General features: G+C 66.2%; 24 protein-coding genes and 1 pseudogene. 5 read left to right on the top strand and 20 right to left on the bottom strand.

The features are described from left to right. Positions 1–8: 8 nt before the first annotated feature. Together flhA and flhB are read right to left on the bottom strand one after the other, a co-directional pair. The gene (flhA, locus tag SB751_RS07340) at positions 9–2096 is read right to left on the bottom strand and encodes a flagellar biosynthesis protein FlhA (protein ID WP_144199888.1); all 2088 of its coding nucleotides are present in this window, start codon (positions 2094–2096) and stop codon (positions 9–11) included. Next, entirely contained in the window at positions 2093–3235 is a 1143-nt protein-coding gene (gene flhB / locus SB751_RS07335; protein ID WP_144199886.1) for a flagellar biosynthesis protein FlhB, read from the bottom strand. The genes flhA and flhB overlap by 4 nt, the downstream gene beginning before the upstream one ends. 428 nt (positions 3236–3663) lie before the next feature. Here flhB and SB751_RS07330 point away from each other — a divergent pair, with 428 nt between their 5' ends. Next, positions 3664–4128: a hypothetical protein gene (locus tag SB751_RS07330; protein ID WP_144199884.1), complete on the top strand. Its 465-nt coding sequence runs from the start codon at positions 3664–3666 to the stop codon at positions 4126–4128. Between the two features lie 5 nt (positions 4129–4133). Next, positions 4134–4415, top strand: coding sequence for a type II toxin-antitoxin system RelE/ParE family toxin (locus tag SB751_RS07325; protein WP_244844735.1), 282 nt, complete (start codon positions 4134–4136; stop codon positions 4413–4415). A 36-nt stretch (positions 4416–4451) separates the two neighbouring features. Here the strand turns inward: SB751_RS07325 and SB751_RS07320 are convergent, their stop codons facing one another. The 5 genes from SB751_RS07320 to SB751_RS07300 all read right to left on the bottom strand — a co-directional run bounded on the left by SB751_RS07320 (position 4452) and on the right by SB751_RS07300 (position 10332). After that, entirely contained in the window at positions 4452–5315 is an 864-nt protein-coding gene (locus SB751_RS07320; protein ID WP_211943265.1) for an oxidoreductase, read from the bottom strand. Positions 5316–5470: 155 nt separating this feature from the next. Beyond that, positions 5471–7258, bottom strand: a complete 1788-nt coding sequence (locus SB751_RS07315; RefSeq protein WP_410747898.1) for an ATP-binding protein — start codon at positions 7256–7258, stop codon at positions 5471–5473. Positions 7259–7465: 207 nt separating this feature from the next. After that, positions 7466–8173, bottom strand: a complete 708-nt coding sequence (locus tag SB751_RS07310) for a YceH family protein (protein WP_144199878.1) — start codon at positions 8171–8173, stop codon at positions 7466–7468. A 93-nt stretch (positions 8174–8266) separates the two neighbouring features. Further along, positions 8267–9586, bottom strand: a complete 1320-nt coding sequence (locus tag SB751_RS07305; RefSeq protein ID WP_144199875.1) for an ATP-binding protein — start codon at positions 9584–9586, stop codon at positions 8267–8269. 2 nt (positions 9587–9588) lie between these two features. Next, positions 9589–10332, bottom strand: coding sequence for a response regulator (locus tag SB751_RS07300; RefSeq protein WP_144199872.1), 744 nt, complete (start codon positions 10330–10332; stop codon positions 9589–9591). Positions 10333–10570: 238 nt separating this feature from the next. On the opposite strand from SB751_RS07300, the pseudogene SB751_RS07295 reads away from it, so the two are divergent. From SB751_RS07295 to SB751_RS07285, 3 genes and pseudogenes are all read left to right on the top strand, one after another. Then, positions 10571–11098: pseudogene (locus tag SB751_RS07295) on the top strand (thioredoxin family protein); the annotation flags it as partial. A 76-nt stretch (positions 11099–11174) separates the two neighbouring features. Continuing rightward, on the top strand, positions 11175–11810 hold the full coding sequence (gene maiA / locus SB751_RS07290) for a maleylacetoacetate isomerase (protein WP_144199870.1): 636 nt from the start codon (positions 11175–11177) through the stop codon (positions 11808–11810). A gap of 124 nt (positions 11811–11934) precedes the next feature. After that, positions 11935–12885 (top strand): ABC transporter substrate-binding protein, encoded by a 951-nt coding sequence (locus SB751_RS07285; protein ID WP_211943268.1) that lies wholly within the window; start codon positions 11935–11937, stop codon positions 12883–12885. A gap of 19 nt (positions 12886–12904) precedes the next feature. Here the strand turns inward: SB751_RS07285 and SB751_RS07280 are convergent, their stop codons facing one another. The 13 genes from SB751_RS07280 to SB751_RS07220 all read right to left on the bottom strand — a co-directional run bounded on the left by SB751_RS07280 (position 12905) and on the right by SB751_RS07220 (position 24989). Continuing rightward, positions 12905–14254 (bottom strand): M20/M25/M40 family metallo-hydrolase, encoded by a 1350-nt coding sequence (locus SB751_RS07280; protein ID WP_144199864.1) that lies wholly within the window; start codon positions 14252–14254, stop codon positions 12905–12907. Between the two features lie 193 nt (positions 14255–14447). Continuing rightward, positions 14448–15083, bottom strand: coding sequence for a protein phosphatase CheZ (cheZ, locus tag SB751_RS07275; protein WP_144199862.1), 636 nt, complete (start codon positions 15081–15083; stop codon positions 14448–14450). A gap of 12 nt (positions 15084–15095) precedes the next feature. Then, positions 15096–15482 carry a chemotaxis response regulator CheY gene (cheY, locus tag SB751_RS07270; protein ID WP_144199859.1) on the bottom strand — a complete coding sequence of 129 codons (387 nt, stop codon included), beginning with the start codon at positions 15480–15482 and terminating at the stop codon, positions 15096–15098. Positions 15483–15553: 71 nt separating this feature from the next. Further along, on the bottom strand, positions 15554–16630 hold the full coding sequence (locus tag SB751_RS07265; protein WP_144199855.1) for a chemotaxis response regulator protein-glutamate methylesterase: 1077 nt from the start codon (positions 16628–16630) through the stop codon (positions 15554–15556). Between the two features lie 22 nt (positions 16631–16652). Continuing rightward, complete coding sequence (gene cheD / locus SB751_RS07260; protein WP_144200062.1) at positions 16653–17309, bottom strand: chemoreceptor glutamine deamidase CheD; 657 nt, start codon at positions 17307–17309, stop codon at positions 16653–16655. Further along, positions 17309–18226: a CheR family methyltransferase gene (locus SB751_RS07255; RefSeq protein ID WP_144199853.1), complete on the bottom strand. Its 918-nt coding sequence runs from the start codon at positions 18224–18226 to the stop codon at positions 17309–17311. Before SB751_RS07255 ends, cheD begins: the two co-directional genes overlap by 1 nt. A gap of 79 nt (positions 18227–18305) precedes the next feature. Next, on the bottom strand, positions 18306–18800 hold the full coding sequence (locus SB751_RS07250) for a chemotaxis protein CheW (protein WP_092295931.1): 495 nt from the start codon (positions 18798–18800) through the stop codon (positions 18306–18308). Positions 18801–18833: 33 nt separating this feature from the next. Continuing rightward, on the bottom strand, positions 18834–20846 hold the full coding sequence (gene cheA / locus SB751_RS07245; RefSeq protein WP_211943269.1) for a chemotaxis protein CheA: 2013 nt from the start codon (positions 20844–20846) through the stop codon (positions 18834–18836). Between the two features lie 61 nt (positions 20847–20907). Further along, a complete protein-coding gene (motB, locus tag SB751_RS07240) occupies positions 20908–21903 on the bottom strand; it encodes a flagellar motor protein MotB (protein WP_144199849.1) in 996 nt (331 codons plus the stop codon). 13 nt (positions 21904–21916) lie between these two features. Next, a complete protein-coding gene (motA, locus tag SB751_RS07235) occupies positions 21917–22780 on the bottom strand; it encodes a flagellar motor stator protein MotA (protein WP_092295940.1) in 864 nt (287 codons plus the stop codon). Between the two features lie 123 nt (positions 22781–22903). After that, positions 22904–23509, bottom strand: a complete 606-nt coding sequence (gene flhC, locus SB751_RS07230) for a flagellar transcriptional regulator FlhC (RefSeq protein ID WP_144199847.1) — start codon at positions 23507–23509, stop codon at positions 22904–22906. Continuing rightward, positions 23506–23823 carry a flagellar transcriptional regulator FlhD gene (gene flhD, locus SB751_RS07225; protein ID WP_010812713.1) on the bottom strand — a complete coding sequence of 106 codons (318 nt, stop codon included), beginning with the start codon at positions 23821–23823 and terminating at the stop codon, positions 23506–23508. The genes flhC and flhD overlap by 4 nt, the downstream gene beginning before the upstream one ends. A 413-nt stretch (positions 23824–24236) precedes the next feature. Further along, positions 24237–24989 carry a DUF4088 domain-containing protein gene (locus tag SB751_RS07220; protein WP_144199845.1) on the bottom strand — a complete coding sequence of 251 codons (753 nt, stop codon included), beginning with the start codon at positions 24987–24989 and terminating at the stop codon, positions 24237–24239. Positions 24990–25038: the final 49 nt, after the last annotated feature.

Raw genomic sequence — 25038 nt, 5'->3', positions numbered from 1 at the left:
TTCGTTCCTTACGCCGCGCCGCCGATCATTGCGGTAATGCGGATATTGCGGTTGTCCGGGACTTCGGCATGCGACAGCACCTTCAGTTGCGGCAGCGTGCGGCGCAGGAAGCGCGCCATCAGCGGCCGCAGCGGCGACGGCACCAGCAGCACGGGGTCGAGCCCCATCTGCTCCTGGCGGCCCACCGCACCCTGCGCCTGCTGGAGCAGCGCGTCGGCCAGGCCCGGCTCGATGCCGCCGCCGTTGGCCAGCGCCTGTGTCAGCACGCGTTCCAGGCCGGCGTCGAGGCTGATGACCTGCAGGTCGGCATTGTTCGGGAACAGCTGCTGCGTGATGGCCCGGCCCAGCGCCACGCGCACCAGCGCCGTGAGTTCGGTGGGGTCGCTGACCTTGGTGGCATGCTCGGCCACCACGTCGAGGATCGTGCGCATGTCGCGGATCGGCACGCCTTCGTCCAACAGGCTCTGCAGCACCTTCTGCAGGCCGGTCAGCGAGATCGTCTTCGGCACGAGGTCTTCGGTCAGCTTCGGCGATTCCTTGGCGATGCGGTCCAGCAGCGACTGCACTTCCTGGCGGCCCAGCAGCTCGGAGGCGTGCATCTGGATCAGGTGGTTCAGGTGGGTAGCCACCACGGTGCTGGCATCGACCACGGTGTAGCCGTAGGCCTGCGCCTGTTCCTTGAGGCTGGCGTCGATCCACACCGCCGGCAGGCCGAAGGCGGGGTCGCGCGTGACCGGGCCCGGCAGCGTGCCGCTGACCTGGCCGGGGTTGATGGCCATCCACTGGCCCGGCGTGGCCTCGCCGCTGCCGATCTCCACGCCCTTGAGCGTGATGCGGTAGGCGTTGGGCTTGAGTTCGAGGTTGTCGCGGATATGCACCACCGGCACCAGGAAGCCGATGTCCTGCGCGATCTTCTTGCGAATGCTCTTGATGCGGCCCAGCAGCTCGCCGTTCTGGCCACGGTCCACCAGCGTGATCAGGCGGTAGCCCACTTCCATGCCCAGCGGGTCGACCATCGTGACGTCTTCCCAGGTGGCTTCGGCGGCCTCGGCGGCCACGGCCGGCTTGCGCTCCTCGCGGACCTTGGTCTCGGCCTGCACGGCGTCACGGCGCAGCATGTAGCGGCCGAACCAGAACATCGCGCCGGCCAGCAGCAGGAAGGCAAAGTGCGGCATGCCGGGGATGATGCCCATCGCACCGATGATGCCGGCGGTCAGGAACATCACGCGCGGGTTCGAGAACAGCTGGCCGGTCAGCTGCTGGCCGACATCCTGCTCGTTCGACACGCGCGACACGATCACACCGGCGGCGGTGGAGATCACCAGCGCCGGGATCTGCGCGACCAGGCCGTCGCCGATGGTCAGCAGCGTGTAGTTGTGCACGGCGGTGCCGAAATCCAGGTCGTGCTGCACCATGCCCACGACCATGCCGGCCGCAACGTTGATGAACATGATGATCAGGCCGGCGATGGCGTCGCCGCGCACGAACTTCGAGGCACCGTCCATGGCGCCGTAGAAGTCGGACTCCTGCGCCACCTCGGTACGGCGCTTGCGGGCGCCTTCCTCGTTGATCAGGCCGGCGTTCAGGTCGGCGTCGATGGCCATCTGCTTGCCGGGCATGGCATCGAGCATGAAGCGCGCGCCCACCTCGGCGATACGGCCGGCACCCTTCGTAATCACCATGAAGTTGATCACGACCAGGATGGCGAACACCACGATACCGACCGCGAAGTTGCCGCCCACCAGGAAGTGGCCGAAGGCCTCGATCACCTTGCCGGCGGCGTCCGGGCCGGTATGGCCCTCCAGCAGCACCACGCGCGTGGAGGCCACGTTCAGCGACAGGCGCAGCAGCGTGGAGAACAGCAGCACGGCCGGGAACGCCGCGAAGTCCAGCGCCGTGCGGGTGTACATGCCCACCAGCAGCACCATGATGGACAGCGCGATGTTGAACGTGAACAGCAGGTCCAGCACGAACGCGGGCAGCGGCAGGATCATCATGCCGAGGATCATGACGATCAGCAGCGGTCCTGCCAGCGCCTTCAGCTGGGCGCCCGAGCGCAGGCCCGGGGTGTTGAAGAAATTCGTCAGTGCGTTCATGCGCGGGCTTCCGGTACGGCAAGTTCGTCCGGCACCACCAGCTCCGTCGGGCCAGAAGGCTGCGGACCGTTGGAGTAGTGCCAGTGTTTCAGTTGATAGACCCAGGCCAGGACCTCGGCCACGGCGGTATACAGGCCCGCCGGGATTTCATGGCCCAGCTCCACGTGCCGGTGCAGCGCCCGCGCCAGCGGCGGCGCGGACAGGATCGGCACGCGATGTTCGGCGGCCAGTGCGCGAATGCGGGCGGCCACTTCCTCGGTTCCCTTGGCCACCACGCGCGGCGCGCCCATGCGGCCTTCCTCATAGCGCAGCGCCACGGCGAAGTGCGTGGGGTTGGTCACCACCACATCGGCCTTGGGCACCTCGGTCATCATGCGGCGACGCGCCATGGCCCGCTGCTGCTGGCGGATGCGGGCCTTGATGTGCGGATCGCCATCGGTTTCCTTCAGCTCCTGCTTGACCTCTTCCTTGGTCATGCGGAGCTTCTTGTAGAACGTCCAGAGCTGCCAGGGCACGTCCAGCGCCACCACCAGCAGCAGCGAGCCGGACACCACGCCGCACACGTAGAGCACCAGCTCCATCAGGTGCAGCAGCGCCTCCTGCACGGGCGCGTTCATCAGCGCCACGGCCTCGGGCAGCTTGCGCCAGACCATCCAGGCGCCCACGCCGCCCACCAGCAGCGACTTGGCGATGGCCTTGCCGAGTTCCACCAGCGAATGCGAGGAGAACATCCGGCCCAGCCCCTGCAGCGGCGAGAGGCGCGAGAAATCGGGCATGAACGACTTGCTCGCGAAGAGCCAGCCGCCCAGCGCCAGCGGCGCCACCAGCGCGGCCACGCCGAACATCAGCAGCAGCGGCATGAAGGCCAGCAGGCTGTCCCAGATGGCGATGCCGAACTGCGACAGCATGCGGTTGGTGTCGAACGCCGTGGCCGGCTCGAAAGCCAGGCTCTTGTGCATGACGGCGTCCAGCCGGCGGCCCAGCGTGCCGCCCATGACCCACAGGCCGATCACGCCCGTCATCAGCATCACGAACGTGCCGAGCTCGCGCGAACGCACCACCTGCCCCTCCTCGCGCGCCTTTTCAAGGCGCCGGGGTGAGGCGGGTTCGGTTTTCTCGAGATCGCTTTCCTCGGACATGGACGCTCCAACGCGAAGCGCGCAGGCGGCACTTCGTCAGCGAGGATTATCAAATCCCGGGGGCGCTGGCATTCAGGGGAAAAGGGAGGGAAACAGGTGCCTGTTTCAGGAATGAGGGGGGCAGCGGAGTTAACGGTCCGGGGGGTGCCGACCTTTAGGGGAAAGGTGCGCTTCCGGCCGCTTGGGCGCCGTTTCGGCACCGATCGGGCGGCCATCTTGCCATGTCTTGCCGATACCACGCAATGATGTGTTTTCGTTAAGGATTGCACCAAACATGTGATCTCAACAGCAATTCGACTGTCTTTGCGGGTTATCCGGGTAGTGTGGAGCGGCTTTCGCGAATCTCGTCAGGCTGTTGTGAACTGGCAGCCAAACAATAGATATTTGGTAGCATATCCTCCGTATCGATCACTTTCAGGGGACATGCGATGACGGCACAGACGGCGACTATCGACCAGGCCATGCTGGAAAAACTGGCCGCATCCGGCAGCCTGCAGTGCGTACGCGTCGTGGCGCAGACGGGCGGCTGGCGGATCGTGGTCCGGTACGGGACGAGCGAGAGCACCCTGGTGGTCCGGCGCGGCAACATCCGCGTCTGGCCGAAGCTCGACACGTTGGTCACCTTTCTCGTCCGTATGCAGATTGCAGAATTTGAAGTCGACGCCACGGCGTTCCAGCCTGGCACCCCCGTCGCCCGTCCACGCCTGGACGCCGCCGAGCGCATGCGCGCGGCCCATGAGGCGGCGGCTTATGACCGGTGGTTCAAGGGGCAGGTGCAGGGGGGGCTTGAGGACAAAGGCCCCACCGCAACCCACGAAGAGGTGGAACGGGAGATGGACGCACTGAAGGCTGCCGTCCGGGCCCGGGCGGGAGAACCGGGAGACAAGGCTTGATCGTCGTGTGGCGGGCCGCTGCAAGAAAGGACCGCCGCGCACTGTTCGAACGAACCCTGATACATAACCCGACGGCAGCCGTACGATTCGACGATCTGATTCGCGAGCGGGTCGAACGGCTGATGGCCTTTCCGGCCATGTACGCGGTCGGTCGCGCGCCCGGCACGCGTCAGATCGTGCTGGACGAGGAGCATATCCTCGTCTATCGGATCAAGCCGCGGCGCGAGATTATCGAAATTGTTCGAATCGTGGGCGCCCGCCAAGCGTTTCCGGGGCGTCGCGCCTGATGACGCAGCGCCCCGGCCCGACTTGCCGCGACGGCCTTACCGCACCACGTCCGCGTGGTCCGTCGACTCAGCCAGGGTGCGCCAGGCGGCCAGTTCGGCTTCCACGAACTTGTGCTTCTGTTCGATGCGGGCGATGGCGTCGGAGCCGAGCGGCAGGCGCAGCGGCGGGTTATCGCTGTCCACCAGCTGCAGCATCGCCTCGGCGAGCTTCTCCGGGTTGCCCGGCTGGTTATGGTTGGCACCGGCGGCGAACACGCGCATCGCGCCCACGGTCTCGGCGTAGTCGGCAATCTCGGTCTTGGTGGCGACCAGCGAGTTGTCGTTCAGGAAGTCCGTGCGGAAGAAGCCCGGCTCTACCACCGTGGCGTGGATGCCCAGCGGGGCCAGTTCCTGGGACATGGCTTCGGTCAGCCCTTCCACCGCGAACTTCGAGGCGCCATAGACGCCCCAGCCGTGATAGGCCGAGTAGCCGCCCAGCGACGAGATGTTGATGACATGGCCGCTGCGCTGCCGGCGCATCTGCGGCAGCACGGCCCGGGTGACGGCGAGCATGCCGAAGACGTTGGTGTCGAAGTTAGCCTTCGCTTCGGCGATGCTGGTCTCCTCCACCGCGCCGAGCACGCCGTAGCCGGCGTTGTTCACCAACACGTCGATCCGGCCGAAGCGGGCCACGCCCTGGCGCACGGCCTCGATGGCGTCCGCTTCGCTGGTTACATCGACCTTGACCGCCAGCAGGCCAGGCTGGTCGCCAATGGCATCGACGATGGCCTGGGGGTTGCGCGCCGTGGCGATGACGCGGTCGCCGCGCGCCAGCGCGTTGCGGACAAACAGCGTGCCGAAGCCGCGCGATGCACCGGTGATGAACCAGACCTTGCTTTGGGATTGTTTCGAATCGGACATGACTGACTCCTGGGATTTGGGTGGCTCGGTTCCGGCCTTCGCTGCGTTCGCCGCGGCGCGTCGGTTACCGTTGAGACCCATGGTAGGTAGTCAGGCTTCCACAAACAATGGTGATGTGGATTGCATGAAAAGCAACTACTGGTTGTGAATCGACCTCACCCGGAATGAGCACTTTCGGCCGTGACACCGCCACGCACCGTCTCGACGATCGCCTGCCGCAGCAACGGGGCGGCAATCGGCTTATGCAGCACCCGGAGGCCGCTGGCGTGGAGCGCCTTGAGGCGGTCCGGCGCCGTGTCACCGGTGACGATCAGCCCCGGTACCTCGGTGTCGAGGTATTCGCGCAACCACGCGATGGCCTGCCGCCCGGTCACCTGCGCGGCCAGCCGGAAATCGGCCAGGATCAGGTCCACCGGGGCCGGGCCGGCGATGCGGGCGCGCTGGTGCGCCGCGCAAACTGCTTCAACCGTGGCGCCCGCATAGACGGTGTGGCCCCAGAACGCGAGCAGGTCGCCAAGCGCTGCAAGGATCTGCGGATCGTCGTCGACCAGCATCACGCCATAGCGCGCCTGGAGGTCCGCCGGAGCGAGGCCTTCGGCGCTGGTCAGGGCCGGCGCTTCCGGCTCGGCATCGCGCGCCAGCGGCACGGTCACCGAGAAATTGCTGCCACGGCCGGGCGTGGAGCGCAGCGTCACGGGGTGGCCGAGCAGGTCCGCCAGCCGGCGCACGATGGCGAGGCCGAGGCCCAGCCCGTGTTCGCTCTGCACATTGAGCAGCTGGGCGAATTCCTCGAAGACCAGCGCCTGTTGCGAGGGGTCGATGCCGGGCCCGCTGTCCAGCACCTGGATCTCGATCGCGCCGGGCCGGCGCCGGGCGCCCACCACGATGCGCGACCGGGGCGCGTAGCGCAGCGCGTTGCTCAACAGGTTGTCCAGGATGCGCCGCAGCAACTCGGGGTCACTGTCGATCCACGCCTGCGTGACCCGCACGCGCAGCGTGCTGCCGCGCTGGCGGGCCTGCTCGGCGTACTCGTCACGCAGATCGGCGAGCAGCTTGCCGAGGGGCAGCGGCCGGCGCCGGGCCGGCATCAGGCCGGCGTCCAGCCGCGACACATGCAGCAGCCCGTCGAGCAGGCCGCCCATGCGATCGAGCGTGCCATTCAGGCGCTGGCTGATTTGCGTGGCCGCGTCGGCGCGGACATCGCCACGCTCCGCCACCGCCGCCAGCGAGGCGGAAAGCAGCCCCAGCGCATGCACCGGCTGGCGCAGGTCGTGGCTGGCGGCGGCCAGGAAGCGCGTCTTGGCCATGTCGGCAGCGGTCGCCCGGTCGCGCTCATGCTCGAGCTGGCCGATCAGGGCGAGGTTCTCGAAGCGCAGCTTCACGCCGGTCAGCAGGGTGTGATAGGTGACGCGGCTGAAATAGCTGTTCACCACGATCATGGCAATGCCGAACGCCGCGTAGACGTTGTAGATGGGCTCCGGCTGCATCGCGTTGTGGACGATGAACGGGCCGCCCATCAGCAAGACCATGCCGACGTAGATGCGCGGCTGGGCAGACAGCGCCGGCACGGCACCGCACGTCATGCCGGCCAGCACGATGCAGGCGAAGGCCGTCCACTCCGCCCCGGGCGGGAACAATGCAGTCGAGCCGACCCATCCCCACAAGGCGGCCGATACCCATGACATTGCTGCGAAGCGGTTGGCCCAGACGCGCGGCGTGGCGCTGGACTCATACCGATAGAACACCATCGAAAGCAGGATGCGCGCGAGCGTGACGGCATAGACCAGCGCCATCCACCACAGCAGCGGGCCGGCGTACGTGCTGTGGCGCAGCACGAACACGACGGCCACCGGAATCACGAAGTTGGCGAACAGGACCCCGTGCGACTGCCGATACAGCAATCGCACCATGGCGGACTGGATGTCGCCACTGGGCTGGCTCATGAGGATTCCGGGAAGGCGCAGGCAAACAGGGCCGTGTGACGGCCGACGCCCCTTTATAGCATCGAACCCCTCACGCCGAGACGCAAACGGCGCCCGGCGCGCGCGGACTGATTCCTCCCCGCAACACCCCCACGTTGGCGGGGCGGCGGGTTTAACGCAACTGCCATCAAGCGTGGAAACTGTCTGGCTGGGTGGGTGGGTGGGTGCCTAGGCGAGCCGCCCGGGCTCCACGTCGATGCCGAGCTGTGCGGCCATCTCTTCGACCAGGGACTGCAGCCGCGCCACCTTGTCGGCCAGCTCACGATGGCTGATGCGCAGCGCTTCCAATTCCGACGACGAGCCGGCTTCCGGCGCCGAGGCCCCACGTGGTGCGGCCAGGTCCGCCACGCTGACCTCCCCGCAGAGCAGATGCATCCAGCGGCTCTCCCGCTCGCCCGGGGCGCGCGGCAGGCGGATGACGAGGGCCGGATTGCGCTCGGCCAGTTCGTCGAGAAACGCCTCGACGGACGAGATATCCGCGAAGGCGTGCAGGCGCGCCGTGTTGAGGCGCAGCTCCGCCGCCGTCTGCGGGCCGCGCAGCAACAGCGTGGACAGCAGCGCCGCCGACTGGCTCGGCACGCCCAGCACCTTGGCCATGTTCTGCTCGAAGCGCGGCACCCGGCTGCTGCTGCCCTCGAACACCAGACTCAGCGACTTCAGGCCGTCGATAGCCGTCAGGATCTCGTCCTCGGACACGCTCATCACAGGGGACCGCGCGGTCTTCTGGTTGCAACCCGCCGCGAGCGCATTGAGCGAAAGCGGATAGGTGTCCGGCACGGTGTACTGCTTCTCCAGCAGCACGGCGAGCACGCGGCCTTCCAGCGCCGTCAGCGCGCGCAGCGGCGGCCGCGCCGGGATTTCTGTCGTAGCATTCATTGATGACATCAAGGTGAGAGGCGCGATCACGCGAAGACGCCCATTGGATCGCAAGCACGGGGACGATGCAACCGCCGCGTGATCAAGCCATCATCAAGGCAGAATCACCTCCGCAGAGAGTCCGCCGCCTTCGCGGTTGCGCAGCGCCAGCTTGCCACCGAGCGCCTGCGCCAGTTGCTGCGCGATGGCCAGCCCCAGCCCGCTGCCGCCGGTGTCGCGGTTCCGCGAAGCCTCCACGCGATAGAACGGCTGGAGCACGGCATCGAGCTGTTCCTCCGGGATGCCGGCGCCGCGATCCATCACCATCAGCCGCAGGGCGCCATCGGCGTCGCGCCGGGCGACGATCTCGGCCGCGCCGCCGAACTTCAGCGCGTTGTCGATCAGGTTGGTCAGGATGCGCCGCAAGGCATGCGGGCGCGTGACGATCGCCCCGCCCACGCATGCCTCCATGGTCACGGCCTTGCCGGTGTCCTGATAGTCGTAGACCAGGCTTTCCAGGAACGATCCGATGTCGATGCGTGTGTCGGCCTCGCCATCGACGTGCGTGCTGCGCGCGTACGCCAGCCCTTCGCGCACGAGCCGCTCGATCTCGGACAGGTCGCTGATCAGCTTGTCCTTCTCCACGGACTCCTCCGCCATCTCGGCACGCAGCTTCATGCGCGTGATGGGCGTCTGCAGATCATGGGAGATGGCCGCCAGAATGCGCACGCGCTCCTCCACGAACTGGGCGATGCGGTCACGCATGGCGTTGAACGCCACCGCCGCGTGGGCCACCTCGCTCGGGCCGGTCTCGCTCATGCGCGGCGTGGTCTGGTTCGGGTCGAGCGTGTTCGCCGCATCGGCCAGCGTCGCCAGCGGCCGGATGGCCTGCCGCACCGCAAGCCAGCTGCACAGCACCAGCAGGGCAAGTTGCGCCACCATCACATAGGGGAGCCAGCGCGCCAGCGGCGCCATGGCCGGGTGGACGTCGATGGTCAGCGGGCTGCCGTCGCTCAACGTCAGGTGCGCCTGCAGGCGCTTGCCGTCGCCCGGAATCATCTCGACCCGGACCGGAAAGCGCTGGCCGGCCGCCTCCTCGATCTTGGTGGCGATGTCCTTGGCGCGCATGGTCATGTCGGGCACGCCCGGCAGCCCCGGACCGAGGATGTAGCGGTACGTCGGCCGGTCCAGCCGGTGGATCCAGTCAGGGCGCTCGGCGGCAGGCAGGCGGTCGAGAATGGCAATGGAGGTCGCCACTTCATTCTCCAGCGTGCCCAGCATGACCGTGCGCGCGGTGACGTAGCGTTCCATGAACAGCACCGTGAACGACATCGCATAGGCGATGACCAGCCCCGCCAGCAGGATCAGGAACAGCCGCGCGCTCAGGGTGCCGGGCCACCAGCGCACCCGCGGCGGCGCTACCAGGGCGGACATGGTCATTCGCGTGCCTCGGTGATCTCGACGGGCATCGCCAGCACATAGCCTTCGCTGCGCACCGTCTTGATGTAGATCGGCTCGCGGGCGTGGTCGCCCAGCCGCTGGCGCAGGCGGCTGACCAGCAGGTCGATCGAGCGGTCGAACAGCTCGGCGTCGCGGCCTTGCGTCAGGTTCAGCAGCTGGTCACGGTTCAGCACGCGCTGCGGATGGTCGACAAACACGCGCAGCAGGCGGTATTCGGCGCCGCTCAGCGCCACGACGGTGCCGTCCTTGTCCAGCAGATGGCGTGCCGTGGTGTCGAGCCGCCAGTCGCCAAAGGTGAGCAGCCGGCCCGCTTCGGACACCTGGAGGTTGGGCGGCAGCATCCGTGTGCGCCGCAGCACCGCCTTGATCCGCGCCATCAGCTCACGCGCGGCGAATGGCTTGGCGAGGTAGTCGTCGGCGCCCATTTCGAGGCCGATGATCCGGTCCGTCTCGTCGCTACGGGCGGTCAGCATCAGGATCGGGGTGCTCTTGTGCTTGCCGGCGCGCAGTTCGCGGCACAGCGTCAGGCCGTCGTCGCCGGGCATCATGATGTCCAGCACGATCAGGTCGACGACGTTCGACTCCAGGAACTGCCGCATGTGGCGGCCGTCCGGCGCAATGGTCACGCGCAGGCCGTTGCGGGTCAGGTAGGTGGAAACCAGCTCGCGGATTTCGCGGTCGTCGTCAACAACAAGGATATGGTCGATGTGGGCGTCCATCTGTCGGCGCTCTCGGTAGGTTTCGGTGGCGATGAGCGGAGTTTGCCCGCTCTGGCGATTGGTTGCACTTCCCTTTGTATGCCAATGTATCTGGCCAAGCCGGGCAGACAATACCTTACCTGGCGGCCGGCGGGCGATACATCCGGTACACGCGCACGGTGTCTGATAGCGACCATACACCACCTGAACGGAGCGCACTGCCATGACCACCCCCTCTTCCTTCTCGCGCCGCACCTTTGGCGCCATGGCGCTGGCGGCAGTTGCCGCCGTCGGCATCAGCCTGGCCAGCGGCCAGTTTCCGGGGCTGGGCGACGCCCGTGCCGCCCGTACGGACGCCCCGGCGCCCCCGCTGGACGGCGCGACGACCTGGCTCAACTCGTCCCCGCTGACCCTCGAACAGCTGCGCGGCCGGGTCGTGCTGGTCGATTTCTGGACCTACTCGTGCATCAACTGCATCAACACCCTGCCGTATGTGCGCAAGTGGGCCGAAAAGTACAAGGACCAGGGGCTGACCGTGATCGGCGTGCATACGCCCGAGTTCCCGTTCGAAAAGGACGTGGGCAACGTCCGGGACGCGCTGAAGCGGTTCAAGCTCACGTACCCCATCGCCGTGGACAACGACTACAAGATCTGGCGCGCCTTCCAGAACAACTACTGGCCGGCGCTGTACTTCATCGACGCGAACGGGCGCATCCGCCACTACCACGTGGGGGAAGGCGACTACGAGCAGTCCGAGCAGATCATCCAGTCGCTGCTGAAGGAAGCCAAGGCTGGCGGCGCGGCACAGGCGCCCGCTGCGGCACCGGCGCAGTAAGCCGACGGCCAACCCAAGGAGATTCCGCATGAAGCTTTACGCAAACGAGATTTCGTCGGCCACGTCGCGCGTGCGCATCGCGCTGGCCATGAAGGGTGTGCAGGTGGACATCGTCAACGTCGGCATCCTGGGCGACGGCGCCGAGAACCGGCAGGCGGACTACCTCGGCATCAATCCGCAAGGCCTGGTGCCGGCGCTGCAGACCGACGACGGCGAACTGCTGACCCAATCGCTGGCCATCGTCGAGTACCTGGACGAGCGCTTCCCGCTGCCGCCACTGCTGCCCAAGGACGGTGCGGGCCGCGCCTTCTCCCGCTCGATCGCCCTGGCCATCGCCAGTGAAATCCATGCGCTGGTGCCGCCGCGCGTGGCCGCCCACCTGGCCAGGATCCCCGGCATGGGCGCGACGGGCGTCGTGGCGTGGAACCGCCACTGGATCCTGGAAGGCCTGGGCGCCGTGGAAGCCCGCCTCGCCGCCCGCCGCACCGGCCCCTACGTGGCCGGCAACACGCCGACGATTGCCGACATCTTCCTGTTCCCGCAATCGATCAACGCAGAGCGCGCGGGTATCGAACTGGAGCAATGGCCAAATATCGCGGAGATCATGGATCGGCTGCGGGACATCAAGGCGTTTGCGGAGAATGCGCCGGCGGCGCGGCGCTGATCCGGGGGCGTCCCGAGATTGCCCGCCCGCATAACAAAGCGCGAAAACATTCGTTCGCATCGCCGGGGGCACGGCGTAGGGTCTTGGACTATTGGCCAGTCCGGCCTTGTTCGAACGGATTCCGATGACCGCTTCCCGCCGCCAGTTCCTGCGCTTTGGCGCCACGCTTGCCGCTGCACCCGCGCTGATTTCCACCGCGCGGGGGCAGTCGCGCCCCGTTCTCAAGGCGGGGGATCAAAAGGGCGGCCTGCGCGCGCTGCTCGAATCCGCCGATGCGCTCAAGGGCATTGGCTATGACATCCAGTGGACCGAGTTCCCGGCCGCCGCGCCGCTGGCCGAGGCGCTCAATGCCGGCGCCGTGGATTGCGGGCCGATTGGCGATGCGCCGGCAATCTTCGCGCTCGCGGCGGGTACGCGGATCAAGCTTATCGGGGCCAATCGGTCCGACCCTTACGGCACCGCCATCCTCGTGCGCCCCGATTCGCCGCTGAAGACCGCGGCCGACCTCAAGGGCAAGAGCATCGGCACGAACCGGGGTTCGATTGGCCATTTCGTGACGCTGAAGGCGTTGGCGTCGGCCGGGCTGAAACCCGAGGACACGAATATCCGCTTCCTGCCGCCGGCCGATACCAAGCTCGCGCTGACCAACGGCTCCGTCGATGCCTGGGCGACCTGGGAACCGTACACGGCCATGGCGGAGACCAGCGGACACGCCCGCGTGCTTGTCAGCGGGCGCGGCCTGTGGTCGGGGCTCAGCTACCTGGCCGCCACCGACGCGGCGCTGGCCGCCAAGCGCGCGGTGCTGGCGGACTTCCTCCAGCGCGTGGTGCGCGCCCAGGTCTGGTCCTATGAACACGTGGCGGAGTTCTCCGCCACGCTGGCCCGCATCATCGGCATCTCCCCTGAGGCGGCGCGGCTGCAGTTCGAGCGGCGCCACACGACCTGGCAGCCGATCGATGCCAGCCTGGTCGCCATCCAGCAGCAGACCGCTGACTTCTACCTCAAGTCCGGCCTGCTGAAGCAACGGCTCGAGGTGGCATCGACGTTCGACACCCGCTTCGGACTGCCCACCTGACAGGCCCGAGGGCAGCGCCCTACTTCGCCGGCCGCCTGGCGAGCAAGGGCTCGCTCACGCCGTCGACACCTACCAGCCCGAGCACCGTGGTGAGTGCCCACTGGGCGCCCTCGTGGGCGTTGGTCGGGTCGAACCATTCGTCGCGCGAGTGGGAACCGCCCGACTTGCCGCCACTGCCGAGGATGACCGCCGGAATCCCGAGCGACATCGGCACATTGGCATCGGTGCTACCGGCGCGCAGGCTGGGCGCTTCCTTGCTGTTGGCCTTGATCACGCGCACCGCCGACTGCACGATGACCGAGTCCGTGGCGGTCTGGCCCGCCGGCCGGTCGCCGATCTGCTTTGCCTGGAAGGTGATTTCGTTGCCCTTGGCGGGCGACCAGCGGCCGTTCTCGTCGGCCACGCCCGATGCGATGGCGGACATGATGTGCCTCTCGGTCTCGAGCAGGGCCGGTGTGCCGTTGGAGCGGATATCGACGGCCATCCTGGCGTCGCCAGCGATCGCATTGACCGATGTGCCGCCCGCCACCGTGCCCACCGTGAACGTGGTCTTCGGGTCCGTCGGCGTGCGCACGTCGCTGACCTTGCCGATCGCGCGGCCCATCGCCTGGATGGCGCTGGGCAGGCCGAACGCGCCGAAGCTGTGGCCGCCCGGGCCACGGAACATGATTTCGTAGCGATGGCTGCCGGTGCCTTGCGTCAGCACGCGCTCGCCGGTGCCCGGCTCCAGGCCGATCATGCCGTCGATGTCGGGATGATCGCGGAACAATGCCTTCATGCCGCGCAGGTTGCCGAGTTCCTCCTCGCCGACGTTGCCCACGAACACGATGTCCCCTACGGTGCGGACGTTGTTTTCGTTGAGCACCTTGAGCCAGGACAGCAGCACGGCCAGGCCGCGCGTGTCATCGCCGATGCCGGGCGCGTAGAGCTTGCCGTCGCGGGATTTCACGGTGACGTCGGTGCCTTGCGGGAATACGGTGTCAAGGTGGGCGGAGACCAGCAGCTTGGGCCCCTTGCCGATGCCCTTGCGGATACCGATGGCATTGCCTTCGGCGTCGATGCGCGCATCGTCCAGCCCCAGCGCCTTCAGGCGCGACACGAAATACTGGGCGCGTGCGGACTCCTTGAACGGCGGCGCGGGAATCTCGGTCATCGTCTTCAGTTCGGCCAGCGCGCGGGCGTCGTCCGCCTTCACGTCGTCGAGCAGCTTCTTCACCACCGGCGAAGCCTCGAGGCGCGTATAGGTGCTGTCAACCTGGGGCGAGACCTGCGGCACCGTCAGCGTCTGCGCGGCGGCGATACCGGCGAAGGCCAGCGTGGCGAACGGAACAGCGTGACGGGCGAAGACGGTACGGCAAACGGCGGGCATGGCGACGGTATCCTCTGGCAGTGATACGACACGAAGGCCCGGCCCGGGACCTGCTCGGTACCGCGAAGCCGGGGAGCGGTCACATTCTGCCAGCGAACGCAGCGATGTGCTCGACGCGCCGTCTCCAAAAACAAACGGGACAATCGCCCGACGCGATTGTCCCGTTGCATCCTGCCATTGACCTGATGCGGCGTCAGAAGCCCAGGCTTGCCAGCAGATCGTCCACCTGCGACTGGTCCGACACCACGTCGGCCTTGCCCTCGGGGTTGATCTGCGGGCCGTTCATCAGCGTGGGCGGTGCTTCCACGCGGCGTTCGGCCGGTACATTGTCGATCAGTACCTGCAGCAGCTCCTGCTCCAGCGAACGGATCATGTCCATCATCTTCTTGATGACCTGGCCCGTCAGATCCTGGAAGTCCTGGGCCATCATGATGTCGAGCAGGTGGCTGCCCGTGGCCTTGGCCTTCTGCGGCACCTCGGTCAGGAACTCGCGCGTATCGAGCACCAGGGCCCGGGCATCGCCCAGTTCCACGGGGGTCTCGAACCACGCTTCCCAGCGCTTGTCCAGCGCGTTAGCCTTGGCTTCGAGATCTTCCTGCAGCGGCTGCGCCATTTCCACGGCCGTGAGCGTGCGCTCTGCGGCCTGCTCGGTCATGGCGGCGATGTAGCTCAGGCGGTCGCGCGCGTCAGGAATGGCCTGTGCGGCCCGCTCGATTTCCTTGTCGAGCCCCAGCTCCCGCATGTTATCGCGCAGCATCCGCGTAAGGTTGCCGATGCGATGGATGATCTGCTCGGCCGATTCATTGCTGAAAGTCGGAGTCGTCGACATGTCGTGCCCCTCTTACTGACCCAGCTTCTCAAAGATCTTGGTGATCTTCTCGTCGAGCGTCGCCGCGGTGAACGGCTTCACCACATAGCCATTGGCGCCAGCCTGAGCCGCAGCAATGATGTTTTCCTTCTTGGCCTCGGCCGTCACCATCAGCACCGGCGTCTTGGCGATCTCGGGAATCGCGCGGATCGACTGCAGCATGGTCAGACCGTCCATGTTCGGCATGTTCCAGTCGGACACCACGAAGTTGAAGCTGCCGTCCTTCACCTTCTCCAGGCCGGCGGCGCCGTCCTCGGCTTCTTCCACGTTGGTGAAACCGAGTTCCTTGAGCAGGTTACGGATGATCCGACGCATGGTCGGGAAGTCGTCGACCACGAGGATCTTGATGTTCTTGTCCACTTTACGGCTCCAATACGGTTGTGGATAACAAATACGAAAACTGCGCCCGGCGCGTGCCCAGGGTCTGTGCCCTACACGCGCTGCGCCCGCGCACCGAAGGTGGCCAGGTGCGCCATGACGCGCTGGCTCATCGAATGCAGGGGCACTACTTCATGCACGCCGCCGGTGGCGATGGCCTCCTTCGGCATGCCAAACACGATGCAGGACTGCTCGTCCTGCGCAAGGTTGTAGGAGCCGGCCTCGCGCATGCGCAGCATGCCGCGCGCGCCGTCCTTTCCCATGCCGGTCAGGATCACGCCCGTGACGTTCTTGCCGCCGTGCACGGCAGCGGAGTCGAACAGCACATCCACCGACGGGCGGTGCCGGTTCACCGGCGCTTCCTGCGACAGGTGCGCCACGTAGTTGGCGCCGCTGCGCGCAAGCAGCAGATGCGAGTCACCCGGCGCGATGTACGCGTAGCCGGGCAGCACACGCTCGCCGTGCTCGGCCTCCTTGACCGTGATGCGGCACAGGCCGTTCAGCCGCTGCGCGAACGATTTGGTGAAGCCGGCCGGCATATGCTGGACGATCATCACGGCCGGGCAGTCCGGCGGCAGCGGCATCAGGAATTCCTTGATGGCCTCGGTGCCGCCCGTGGACGCGCCCACAATGATCAGCTTTTCCGTCGACAGCAGCGGCGTGCGCAGCAGCGGCGCAGGCGGCGCGCCTTCTGCCGCGCCCTCGGCGCGGGGGGCCCGCACCCGGGCACGCGACGCCGCGCGGATCTTGTCGGCGATGGTGTCCGTGTACTCCATCAGCCCGTCGCGGATGCCCAGCTTGGGCTTGGTGACGAAGTCCACCGCACCCAGTTCCAGCGCGCGCATGGTGATTTCGGACCCGCGCTCGGTCAGCGACGACACCATCAGCACCGGCATGGGCCGCAGGCGCATCAGACGCTCGAGGAAATCGAGCCCGTCCATGCGCGGCATTTCCACGTCCAGCGTCAGCACGTCCGGGTTCAGGCGCTTGATGAGGTCGCGCGCCACCAGCGGATCGGGGGCGGTGCCCACCACTTCCATGTCTGTCTGGCTGTTGATGATCTCGGTCATCAGGCTGCGGATAAGCGCGGAATCGTCCACGCACAGCACCTTGATCTTCGCGGCGGTCATATCTGGTCTCTACGTCTCATTTTCAGGTCGGCGCCCTTGCCGTGGCCTGCCGCGTAAACAATTCCACTGCGCCTCGTACGGGCGCCTTCGTGGAGGTGGAAATCGCGCGTGCCAGCGCACGCTCCTCGCGTTCCACGCCTACCGTATCGTCTTGTCGAGTCAGCCGGCGCACCAGCGCCAGGCCGCTGCGCGGGAAATAGCTCACCCGTCGCGCGTGCGGGCCGCGCAGGTCTTGCGCCGCCACGCGAATCTCTTCGGTCTTCAGGTACTTCAATACAAAATCGGCATTCCGATCCCCAATATTGAGGGTCGTCATGTTCGCCAGTACCGCGCCGCCACCAAAAACCTTGGCTTCCAGGCGCTCACGCCGGGCGCCCATCTTCAATAGTTCATTGATGAGCACTTCCAGCGCGTAGCAGCCGTAGCGCATCGAGGCGGACAGCATGCGGTCCGGCCCGGCGTTCTCGTCGTCCGGCAGCATGAAATGGTTCATGCCGCCTACGCCCGCCACCTCGTCACGGATACAGGCGGCCACGCACGAGCCGAGCACCGTGGTGAGCACCACGTCCTCGCCGCTCACGTAATACTCGTTCGGCAGCAGCTTGATGGCCTGCTTGCCGAACTCGCGGTCGAAGTACTTGCGGGTGGCAATGGCTTCCGGCATCTGGGGCGTACGCATCATGCACCTCCGCTGCCGCCCTTGCCGGCCAGTTCGTAGACGGTCTGTCCGCGCAGCTGGAACGCGCGCGTGACATACGAGAAATTCTCGGAATGGCCGGCGAACAGCAGGCCATTCGGCTTGAGCAACGGGGCAAACCGTTCCAGGATGCGGCCCTGGGTCGGCTTGTCGAAGTAGATCATCACGTTGCGGCAGAAGATGGCGTCGAACTTCTCGCGCAATCCCCATTCCGGCGCCAGCAGGTTCAGCGGCTCGAAGGTGATCGTCGAAGCCAGGTCCGGCTTCACCTTGACCGAGCCCGAACGTGCGCCGGTGCCCTTCAGGAAGAACCGCTTGAGCCGTTCCTGCGAAAGTCGCCCCACCTGCTCGGCCGTGTACACGCCGGCGCGGGCCTTGGCCAGCACCTGGGTGTCGATGTCGGTGGCCAGCACCGTACCCGCGCGGTCGCCCAGCGCCTCGGCCAGGGTGATGGCGATGGAGTACGGCTCCTCGCCCGTCGATGCCGCCGCGCACCACACGCTGTAGGGCCGGCCAACCTTCTTGGCGTGCTCGGCCAGCAGCGGGAAGTGGTGCGCCTCGCGGAAGAACGAGGTCAGGTTCGTGGTTAGCGCGTTGGTGAAAAACTCCCATTCCTGGGAGCGATCATCAGACTCGAGCAGGGCCAGGTAGCTGCCGAAATCGGCCAGTCCCAGCGAACGCAGGCGCCGCGCGAGGCGGCTGTAGACCATCTCGCGCTTGTGACTGCCGAGCGAGATGCCCGCGCGCTTGTGAATCAGCGCGCGCACCTTCTCGAAATCATGCTCGGTGAGCAGGAAGTCACGCATGTCGTCGCGCAGCGGCGCCAGCACCGGTACGGCGGGTGCGGCAACCGCGCCTGGCTTCCCGATGGCGCTGGAGGAAGAACGGAGCGGCGTCATGGTGTGTATCTTCGTGGAGTGCCGGGGGTCGGCGGGTAAATCTTATGGGGCTTCTGGGCGATCTTGCCGGCTGGCCCGATCAGGCCAGTTCGGCTTCCACCAGCTCCATCTCGGAACTGGTCATCATGCGTTCGATGTCGATCAGGATCAGCATGCGGCCTTCCACCGAGCCGAGTCCGGTAAGGTGCTCGTTCGAGACCGACACGCCGAACTCCGGCGCCGGCTTGATATCGTCACCGGTCAGCGTCAGCACGTCCGAGACGCCATCCACCACGATACCGACCACACGGCCCGCCACGTTGAGGATGATCACCACGGTCTGGTGGTCATAGCGCACGTTGCCGAGGTCGAACTTCAGGCGCAGGTCCACGATCGGGACGATCACGCCGCGCAGGTTGGTCACGCCCTTGATGAAGCCGGGCGCGTTGGCGATGCGGGTGACGGTCTCGTAGCTGCGGATCTCCTGCACTTTCAGGATATCGATGCCGTATTCCTCGGTGCCGAGCGTGAAGACCAGGTATTCCTGGCCAGAGGCTTCGCCCGCCTGAGTATCGATGTGTCCGATGCCGGCCATGTCAGTGCTCCTTTGCTGTCGCTATGCTGTCAGTTACTGTGCAACCGCCGCGTCCTGGCGGCGCACGCCGGTGCGCTGCAGCGCGCCCACGTCTACGATCAGGGCCACGCTGCCGTCGCCGAGGATCGTGGCGGCCGAGATGCAGGGCACCTTGCGATAGTTCGTTTCGAGGTTCTTCAGCACCACCTGGTGCTGGCCGATCAGCTGGTCCACCAGCAGCGCGAAGCGCTTGCCCTCGGCGGCCAGGATCACGGCGATGCCCTGCGTCGGCTCCTGCAGCGCGCCGGTCACGTTGAAGACCTTGTGCAGTTCCAGCAGCGGCAGGTATTCGCCACGCACATTCATCACGCGCTCGCCGTTGGCGGCGGTGTGCACATCCTCGGACTTCGGCTGCAGGGACTCCATCACGCAGTTCAGCGGCAGGATGAAGGTTTCCTCGCCCACGCGCACCGACATGCCGTCCAGGATCGCCAGCGTCAGTGGCAGTACGATGCGGGTGGTGGTGCCATTGCCCGGGCGCGACGCGATTTCCACGTGCCCGCCCATTTCCTGGATGTTCCGCTTGACCACGTCCATGCCCACGCCACGGCCGGACACGTCGGTGACCACCTCGGCCGTCGAGAAGCCCGGCGCGAAGATCAGCTGCCAGACTTCCTCGTCGCTGATGTTCTCGGACACCGGCAGGCCGTTCTGGATCGCCTTGGCCAGGATGCGCTCGCGGTTCAGGCCGCCACCGTCGTCGCTCACTTCGATGACGATGTTGCCGCCCGCGTGCTGCGCGGAGAGGATCAGCTGGCCCGTCGGCTCCTTGCCGGCGGCCACGCGCTTTTCCGGGGTCTCGATGCCGTGGTCCAGGCTGTTGCGCACCAGGTGGGTCAGCGGGTCGATGATCCGTTCGATCAGGCTCTTGTCGAGTTCGGTCGCCTTGCCGAACGTGACCAGGTCGATCTGCTTGCCGAGCTTGCTGGCCAGGTCGCGCACCAGGCGCGGGAAGCGCGAGAACACGTAGTCCATCGGCATCATGCGGATGGACATCACCGCTTCCTGCAGGTCACGCGCGTTGCGCTCCAGCTGGCCCATGCCCGAGAACAGGCGGTCGAACAGCACCGGGTCGAGCGAGGAGGCGGTCTGCGCCAGCATCGACTGCGTGATGACCAGTTCGCCCACGAGGTTGATGATCTGGTCGACCTTCTCGGTCGGCACGCGGATCGAGCCGGAATCCGGCGCCGCAGCGCCGGCGGCCGGCTTGGCCTTTTCCTTGTCCTTGGCGGGTGCGGCGGCAGCCGGGGCAGCGGCCACGGGTGCCGGCGCGGCCACCGGGGCCGGCGCGGGTGCCGCGGCGGCCGGGGCAGCGCCACCGTCCACGGTTTCCACGGTGATCTGCTTGTCGTCGATCACGAAGCAGCAGACCGCGATGATGTCATCGGCGCTGCACTGGCTGTTCAGCCAGATGACGAGGTCGCCGTCGGCTTCCTGCTGGCCGGTGATCTCGCCCAGGTTGGCGATTTCCTCGCGCAGCAGCGCCTGGTCGCCGGCCGATACCTTGAGCAGGCTGATCTTCAGGTTACCAGCGCCACCACCGGCAGCGGGTGCGGCGGCCACGGGGGCCGGAGCGGCAGCGGCCACCGGCGCATGGCCCGGCTCGCCGCCGGCTTCCTCGGCCAGCTGCTGCAGGACGGCGCAGATGCGCGCCAGCGTTTCCGGATCGGGTTCGGTGCCGTTACGGTAGGCGTTGAGCTGATCTTGCAACACGTCCTTGGTTTCCAAAAAGGTGTCGATGATGACCCGGTTGAGGGCCAGTTCCCGCCGACGCGTACGGTCGAGCAGGTTCTCGAAAATATGGGTGGTCGCGGTCAATGCCGCGAAGCCGAAGGTGGCGGCGCCGCCCTTGATGGAGTGCGCGGCACGGAAAATGGCGTTCAGCTCTTCCGAATCGGGGGACTCGATGTCCAGCCCGAGCAGCAGCTGCTCCATTTCCACGAGCAGTTCTTCCGCCTCTTCAAAGAAGGTCTGATAAAACTGCGTGATATCGATATCGACAGACATGACCGTCCTGACTCGCTAAATTGCTCTGGAAGATGTGCCGCCCTGTCACGGGCGGCACGCCTCATTCGATCTTGCCCTTGCCGGCGGCGCCGCTGCCGGACGGCCTGGCCGCCGGAGCGGAGGCCGCCTGCGCCTGCTCCACCTGTGCCTGCAGTTCCTCTGCGGCACGGCCCTTCTGCGCCTGCACGGACACTTCGGCCGCGCTCGCGTTTTCGGATTCGAACTGCGCCTGGGCCCGCTTGTTCAGCACCACGATGCTGATGCGGCGGTTCACCGGGGCCAGCACGTCGTTCTTTTCCAGCGGCATGGTGTCCGCCAGGCCCAGCACGCGCAGCACCTTGCCTTCCTGCATGCCGCCGGCAATCAGCTCCTGGCGGGAGGCGTTGGCACGGTCCGCCGACAGTTCCCAGTTGCTGTACGCGCGCTCGCCCATCATGTACGTGGCCGAGTCGGTGTGGCCGGACAGGCTCACCTTGTTCGGCATCTCGTTCAGCACCGGGCCGATCTCGCGCAGGATGGTGCGCATGTACGGCTCCACCGAGGCGCTGCCGGTGCGGAACATCGGCCGGTTCTGCGTATCCAGGATCTGGATGCGCAGCCCTTCGCTCGTGATGTCCAGCAACAGCTGCGGACGGAACTGGCGCAGCACCGGGTTGTTCTCGATGATCTGCTCGAGCCGGCCCTTCAGGGCGCGCAGGCGCTCGGTGTCCAGCTGGTCGCGGCGGCGCTGGGCGTCCGACGGATCGTTGGTCTGCGCGCGCATCACTTCGCCATCCTTGGCCTGCACGTCCTTGCCGCCGCCGGGAATGACGCTCTTCGACAGGCTGCTCTTGTCGCCGCCGGCAATCGCCACCTTGAGCGGGGTGCGGAAGTACTCCGCCACGCCCGCCAGCGTCTTCGGCGAGACCGAACTCAGCAGCCACATCACCATGAAGAAGGCCATCATCGCCGTCATGAAGTCGGCGTAGGCAATCTTCCAGCTGTGGTTGCCATGCGGCTTGGAATGCGACTTGGCCTTGCGGATGACGATCGGGCGCAGATCCTGGGCGCTGCTCATGACGTCTCTCCGGTCAGGTCAGGCTCTTGACTTCGCGGACGTGGTCATCGAGCTCGAGGAACGACGGCCGCACCGTGGAGTACAGGACCTTGCGGCCGAATTCCACCGCCACCAGCGGCGCGTAGCCGTTGAGCGAGGCGAGCAGCGTGACCTTGATGCACTCGTACATCTTCACGCTCTCGGACACCTGGTGCTCCACGCGGGAGGCCAGCGGCGAGACGAAGCCGTACGCAAGCAGAATGCCGAGGAACGTGCCGACCATGGCGTGGGCCACGAGGGCGCCCAGCTCGGCCGGCGGCAGGTCTGCCGAGGCCAGCGCGTGCACCACGCCCATCACCGCGGCCACGATGCCGAAGGCGGGCAGGCCGTCGCCAACGCGCGACAGCGCATGGGCGGGAATCTCGGCCTCGTGGCGGTACGTTTCGATTTCGTGGTCCATGAGCGCCTCGATCTCGAAGGCGTTCATGTTGCCGTTGACCATCATGCGCAGATAGTCGGTGAGGAATTCCATCATCACCGCATCGGCCAGGATGCGCGGATACTGGCTGAACACGCTGCTGGCCGCCGGGTCGGCGATTTCCTTCTCGAGGAACAGGATGCCCTCGCGGCGGGCCTTGGAGAGCAGCACGTACAGCAGCGCCATGATGTCGAGGTACAACTCCTTGTTGTACTTCGAGCCACGCAGCAGCATCGGCATGGCCTTCATGGTGGCCTTGATGGCCTTGCCGCTGTTGGAGCTGACGAAGGCGCCCAAGGCGGCACCGCCGATAATGATGAGCTCCGCCGGTTGATAAAGCGCGCCCATGTGGCCGCCGGTGATGGCATAACCGCCCAGCACCGATGCCACCACGACGACATAGCCAATAACTACTAGCACGATCGGATCCCCGTCTGAAAAACACGCGTCAGGCACGCACGGGCATCCTGTAGGGGCGAGCGGGGTCACCGCTCACCCGTCCCGGGGAGCCCGATTGCCGCGCGGACATCTGGCCCGATGGAATCAGGCTTCGGTCAGCGTGGCTGCGGCGTCCTTCGAGAGCTTCTTCACTTTCCCAGCACGCGACGGCGGACGGCACAGGCTGCACACGAAGTTCGCGTGCGGCTCATAAGCGTGCGTCACGAACTGTCCGCCGCAACATGTGCACGAGGAAAGCTGCAGCATATTGCTCTCGAAAAACCGTACTAACGTCCAGGCACGGGTGAAACTTAAGACAATTTCGCCGCCCAGCAGCGAAACGTGCTCGAGGTACAGACGGTAAGCGGCCACTACGGCACGAATGCCCGACGTCTCGCCTTCCTGCACCATGAACTGGTACGCGGAGAAGAACAGGGACGAATGGATATTCGGCAGCCAGGTGGTGAACCAGTCAGTCGAGAACGGGAGCATGCCCTTGGGCGGCGACGCGCCCCGCAGCTCCTTGTAGAGGCGGATCAACCGGTCGCGCGAGAGCGTGGTCTCGGCTTCCAGCACCTGCAGGCGCGCGCCCAGGCCAATCAGCTCGATGGCGAGCTGGGTCTGGTTCGCGTCCTGCAGGACGCTTTTCCGGTTGGGGGCAGGGGTGGCCGTAAAGCTGCGGGCCGGCTGGGCCTGTAGGAGCGCGGTCAATTGAGCGACTCCACAGGTTGCCGGGCCAGCAGGATAGCAGCGTGGATCTGCTGCATATCGTGGCTCTTGGCCGTGTGGGTGAGCGTGGATAGCAGCGCATGATCGTCAAAGCGGAAACGGCACAGCACCATGTTCGATGCTGCCAGCTTGACGAGTTGCGCCGAGGTCAGTTTGGCAAGAATGTCGGCAATTTCCTTGCTGACGCCAAGCCTGAACATGGCTTCCACCTGGTTTTCGCGCACCAGTCTTTGCGCGAGCAGAAGATAGGCGAGATTGACCTCCCTGATCTCCTGGAGAACTTCACTGCTTTCCAATTTTTCCCCGCTACCAAAACCCTTCGACCGCTTGTCCGGCGCTTACCGGCTTCGTGTCCCTGGGGACACTGGCCGGCGACCAGATCGTTTAGTGCGTGTTCGATGGGTACGACGTACTACGAAAGAACTTCGCCCGGTTACACCTTCTCTCTGAAACGTTACATCTGTTACAGAGTGTAAGTGAAACTGTTACGTTTATATCGGCAATCGGCCCGGAATGCCAATCCCTACTTGAGTTGGGGTCCGGCAAATGTCGCACGGAAAAGACATGGCCCGCCGAATTTGTAACACCAGCACGCGCCTGCTTGTGGTTTACATCAAGCGCGTTCAAGCACGTAACGCATCGTGTACCAAACGGATACACGCCTTGTGCGGTGGACATGACATGGCCAGACGGAGGCCAGCAGATTCCACTATTGACGAACCAGCGCGCCTTGGCTAAACACGCGCCGCAGCCATGCGGCAAGCCGCGCAAAGACGTCGTCAGGCGCCTCACGGAACAGCTGCGGCCGCGCCCGCTCCACTTGCTCGAGCATGCGCGCGGCTTCGTCGGCACTGACCGAGCCGTACTCGAGCGCAAGGCCCAGCAGCGCGCGCATCTCGCCCACCTTGCTGCGGCCCAGCGCCTCGCTCTGCTCGGTCTGTAACGCATACATGACGTCATACGCGCGTTGGCGAAGACTGTCGGCAATCCGCCACGCCGGGGTACGCATGCGCTCCTCCAGCGTGCGGATGTCGATGGCCGACGCCGAAATCTGCGCAGCCAGCGCCTCGGTGAAGGCGGCGTCGGCGCCGGCCTCGGTGAGGATCTGCGTGGCCCACTCGCGCGCGTGCTCCACGCGCTGCTGCGGCGTCCAGTCGGGCTGGATGGCCAGGCCGAAGCCGAAGCGCTGGGCGTCGCGCATCAGCGCGGCCAGCGCGTTGGGCAGCTGCTTGTCGAAGACCTTCTTGGCCCAGCCGTATTCGCCGCTGGCCAGCAGCCGCATCACGGCGCGCTCGGTCAGCGGGCCGTCCTGCTGCATCAGCCGCGCCCGCAGGAAGTCGTCGAACGCAGGCGGCACGAACTGCGGGTCGATGCCAGTGGAAACTTTTACAAAGGCGTCGAAATCCGCGCGCAGCCTTGCCGTGGCTTCGGCCGACAGCGACAGGTTGATATCGGTAGTCATGATGTCATCGCATGCAAACGCGCCCCGGCGCAGCTTTTACAACGCTGCA

The sequence above is a fragment of the Cupriavidus sp. SIMBA_020 genome (assembly GCF_046535395.1).
In the GTDB taxonomy this organism is placed as follows: domain Bacteria; phylum Pseudomonadota; class Gammaproteobacteria; order Burkholderiales; family Burkholderiaceae; genus Cupriavidus; species Cupriavidus campinensis.
Note: the sequence above shows the minus strand (reverse complement) of the source record. Positions and strands in the feature narration are given on the sequence as shown.

Excerpts from the sequence above, each read along its gene's own strand:
- flhA (WP_144199888.1), bottom strand. The coding sequence starts at position 2,096 with ATGAACGCACTGACGAATTTCTTCAACACCCCGGGCCTGCGCTCGGGC.
- flhB (WP_144199886.1), bottom strand. The coding sequence starts at position 3,235 with ATGTCCGAGGAAAGCGATCTCGAGAAAACCGAACCCGCCTCACCCCGG.
- SB751_RS07330 (WP_144199884.1), top strand. The coding sequence starts at position 3,664 with ATGACGGCACAGACGGCGACTATCGACCAGGCCATGCTGGAAAAACTG.
- SB751_RS07320 (WP_211943265.1), bottom strand. The coding sequence starts at position 5,315 with ATGTCCGATTCGAAACAATCCCAAAGCAAGGTCTGGTTCATCACCGGT.
- SB751_RS07315 (WP_410747898.1), bottom strand. The coding sequence starts at position 7,258 with ATGAGCCAGCCCAGTGGCGACATCCAGTCCGCCATGGTGCGATTGCTG.
- SB751_RS07310 (WP_144199878.1), bottom strand. The coding sequence starts at position 8,173 with ATGAATGCTACGACAGAAATCCCGGCGCGGCCGCCGCTGCGCGCGCTG.
- SB751_RS07305 (WP_144199875.1), bottom strand. The coding sequence starts at position 9,586 with ATGTCCGCCCTGGTAGCGCCGCCGCGGGTGCGCTGGTGGCCCGGCACC.
- SB751_RS07300 (WP_144199872.1), bottom strand. The coding sequence starts at position 10,332 with ATGGACGCCCACATCGACCATATCCTTGTTGTTGACGACGACCGCGAA.
- maiA (WP_144199870.1), top strand. The coding sequence starts at position 11,175 with ATGAAGCTTTACGCAAACGAGATTTCGTCGGCCACGTCGCGCGTGCGC.
- SB751_RS07285 (WP_211943268.1), top strand. The coding sequence starts at position 11,935 with ATGACCGCTTCCCGCCGCCAGTTCCTGCGCTTTGGCGCCACGCTTGCC.
- SB751_RS07280 (WP_144199864.1), bottom strand. The coding sequence starts at position 14,254 with ATGCCCGCCGTTTGCCGTACCGTCTTCGCCCGTCACGCTGTTCCGTTC.
- cheZ (WP_144199862.1), bottom strand. The coding sequence starts at position 15,083 with ATGTCGACGACTCCGACTTTCAGCAATGAATCGGCCGAGCAGATCATC.
- SB751_RS07265 (WP_144199855.1), bottom strand. The coding sequence starts at position 16,630 with ATGACCGCCGCGAAGATCAAGGTGCTGTGCGTGGACGATTCCGCGCTT.
- cheD (WP_144200062.1), bottom strand. The coding sequence starts at position 17,309 with ATGCGTACGCCCCAGATGCCGGAAGCCATTGCCACCCGCAAGTACTTC.
- SB751_RS07255 (WP_144199853.1), bottom strand. The coding sequence starts at position 18,226 with ATGACGCCGCTCCGTTCTTCCTCCAGCGCCATCGGGAAGCCAGGCGCG.
- SB751_RS07250 (WP_092295931.1), bottom strand. The coding sequence starts at position 18,800 with ATGGCCGGCATCGGACACATCGATACTCAGGCGGGCGAAGCCTCTGGC.
- cheA (WP_211943269.1), bottom strand. The coding sequence starts at position 20,846 with ATGTCTGTCGATATCGATATCACGCAGTTTTATCAGACCTTCTTTGAA.
- motB (WP_144199849.1), bottom strand. The coding sequence starts at position 21,903 with ATGAGCAGCGCCCAGGATCTGCGCCCGATCGTCATCCGCAAGGCCAAG.
- SB751_RS07220 (WP_144199845.1), bottom strand. The coding sequence starts at position 24,989 with ATGACTACCGATATCAACCTGTCGCTGTCGGCCGAAGCCACGGCAAGG.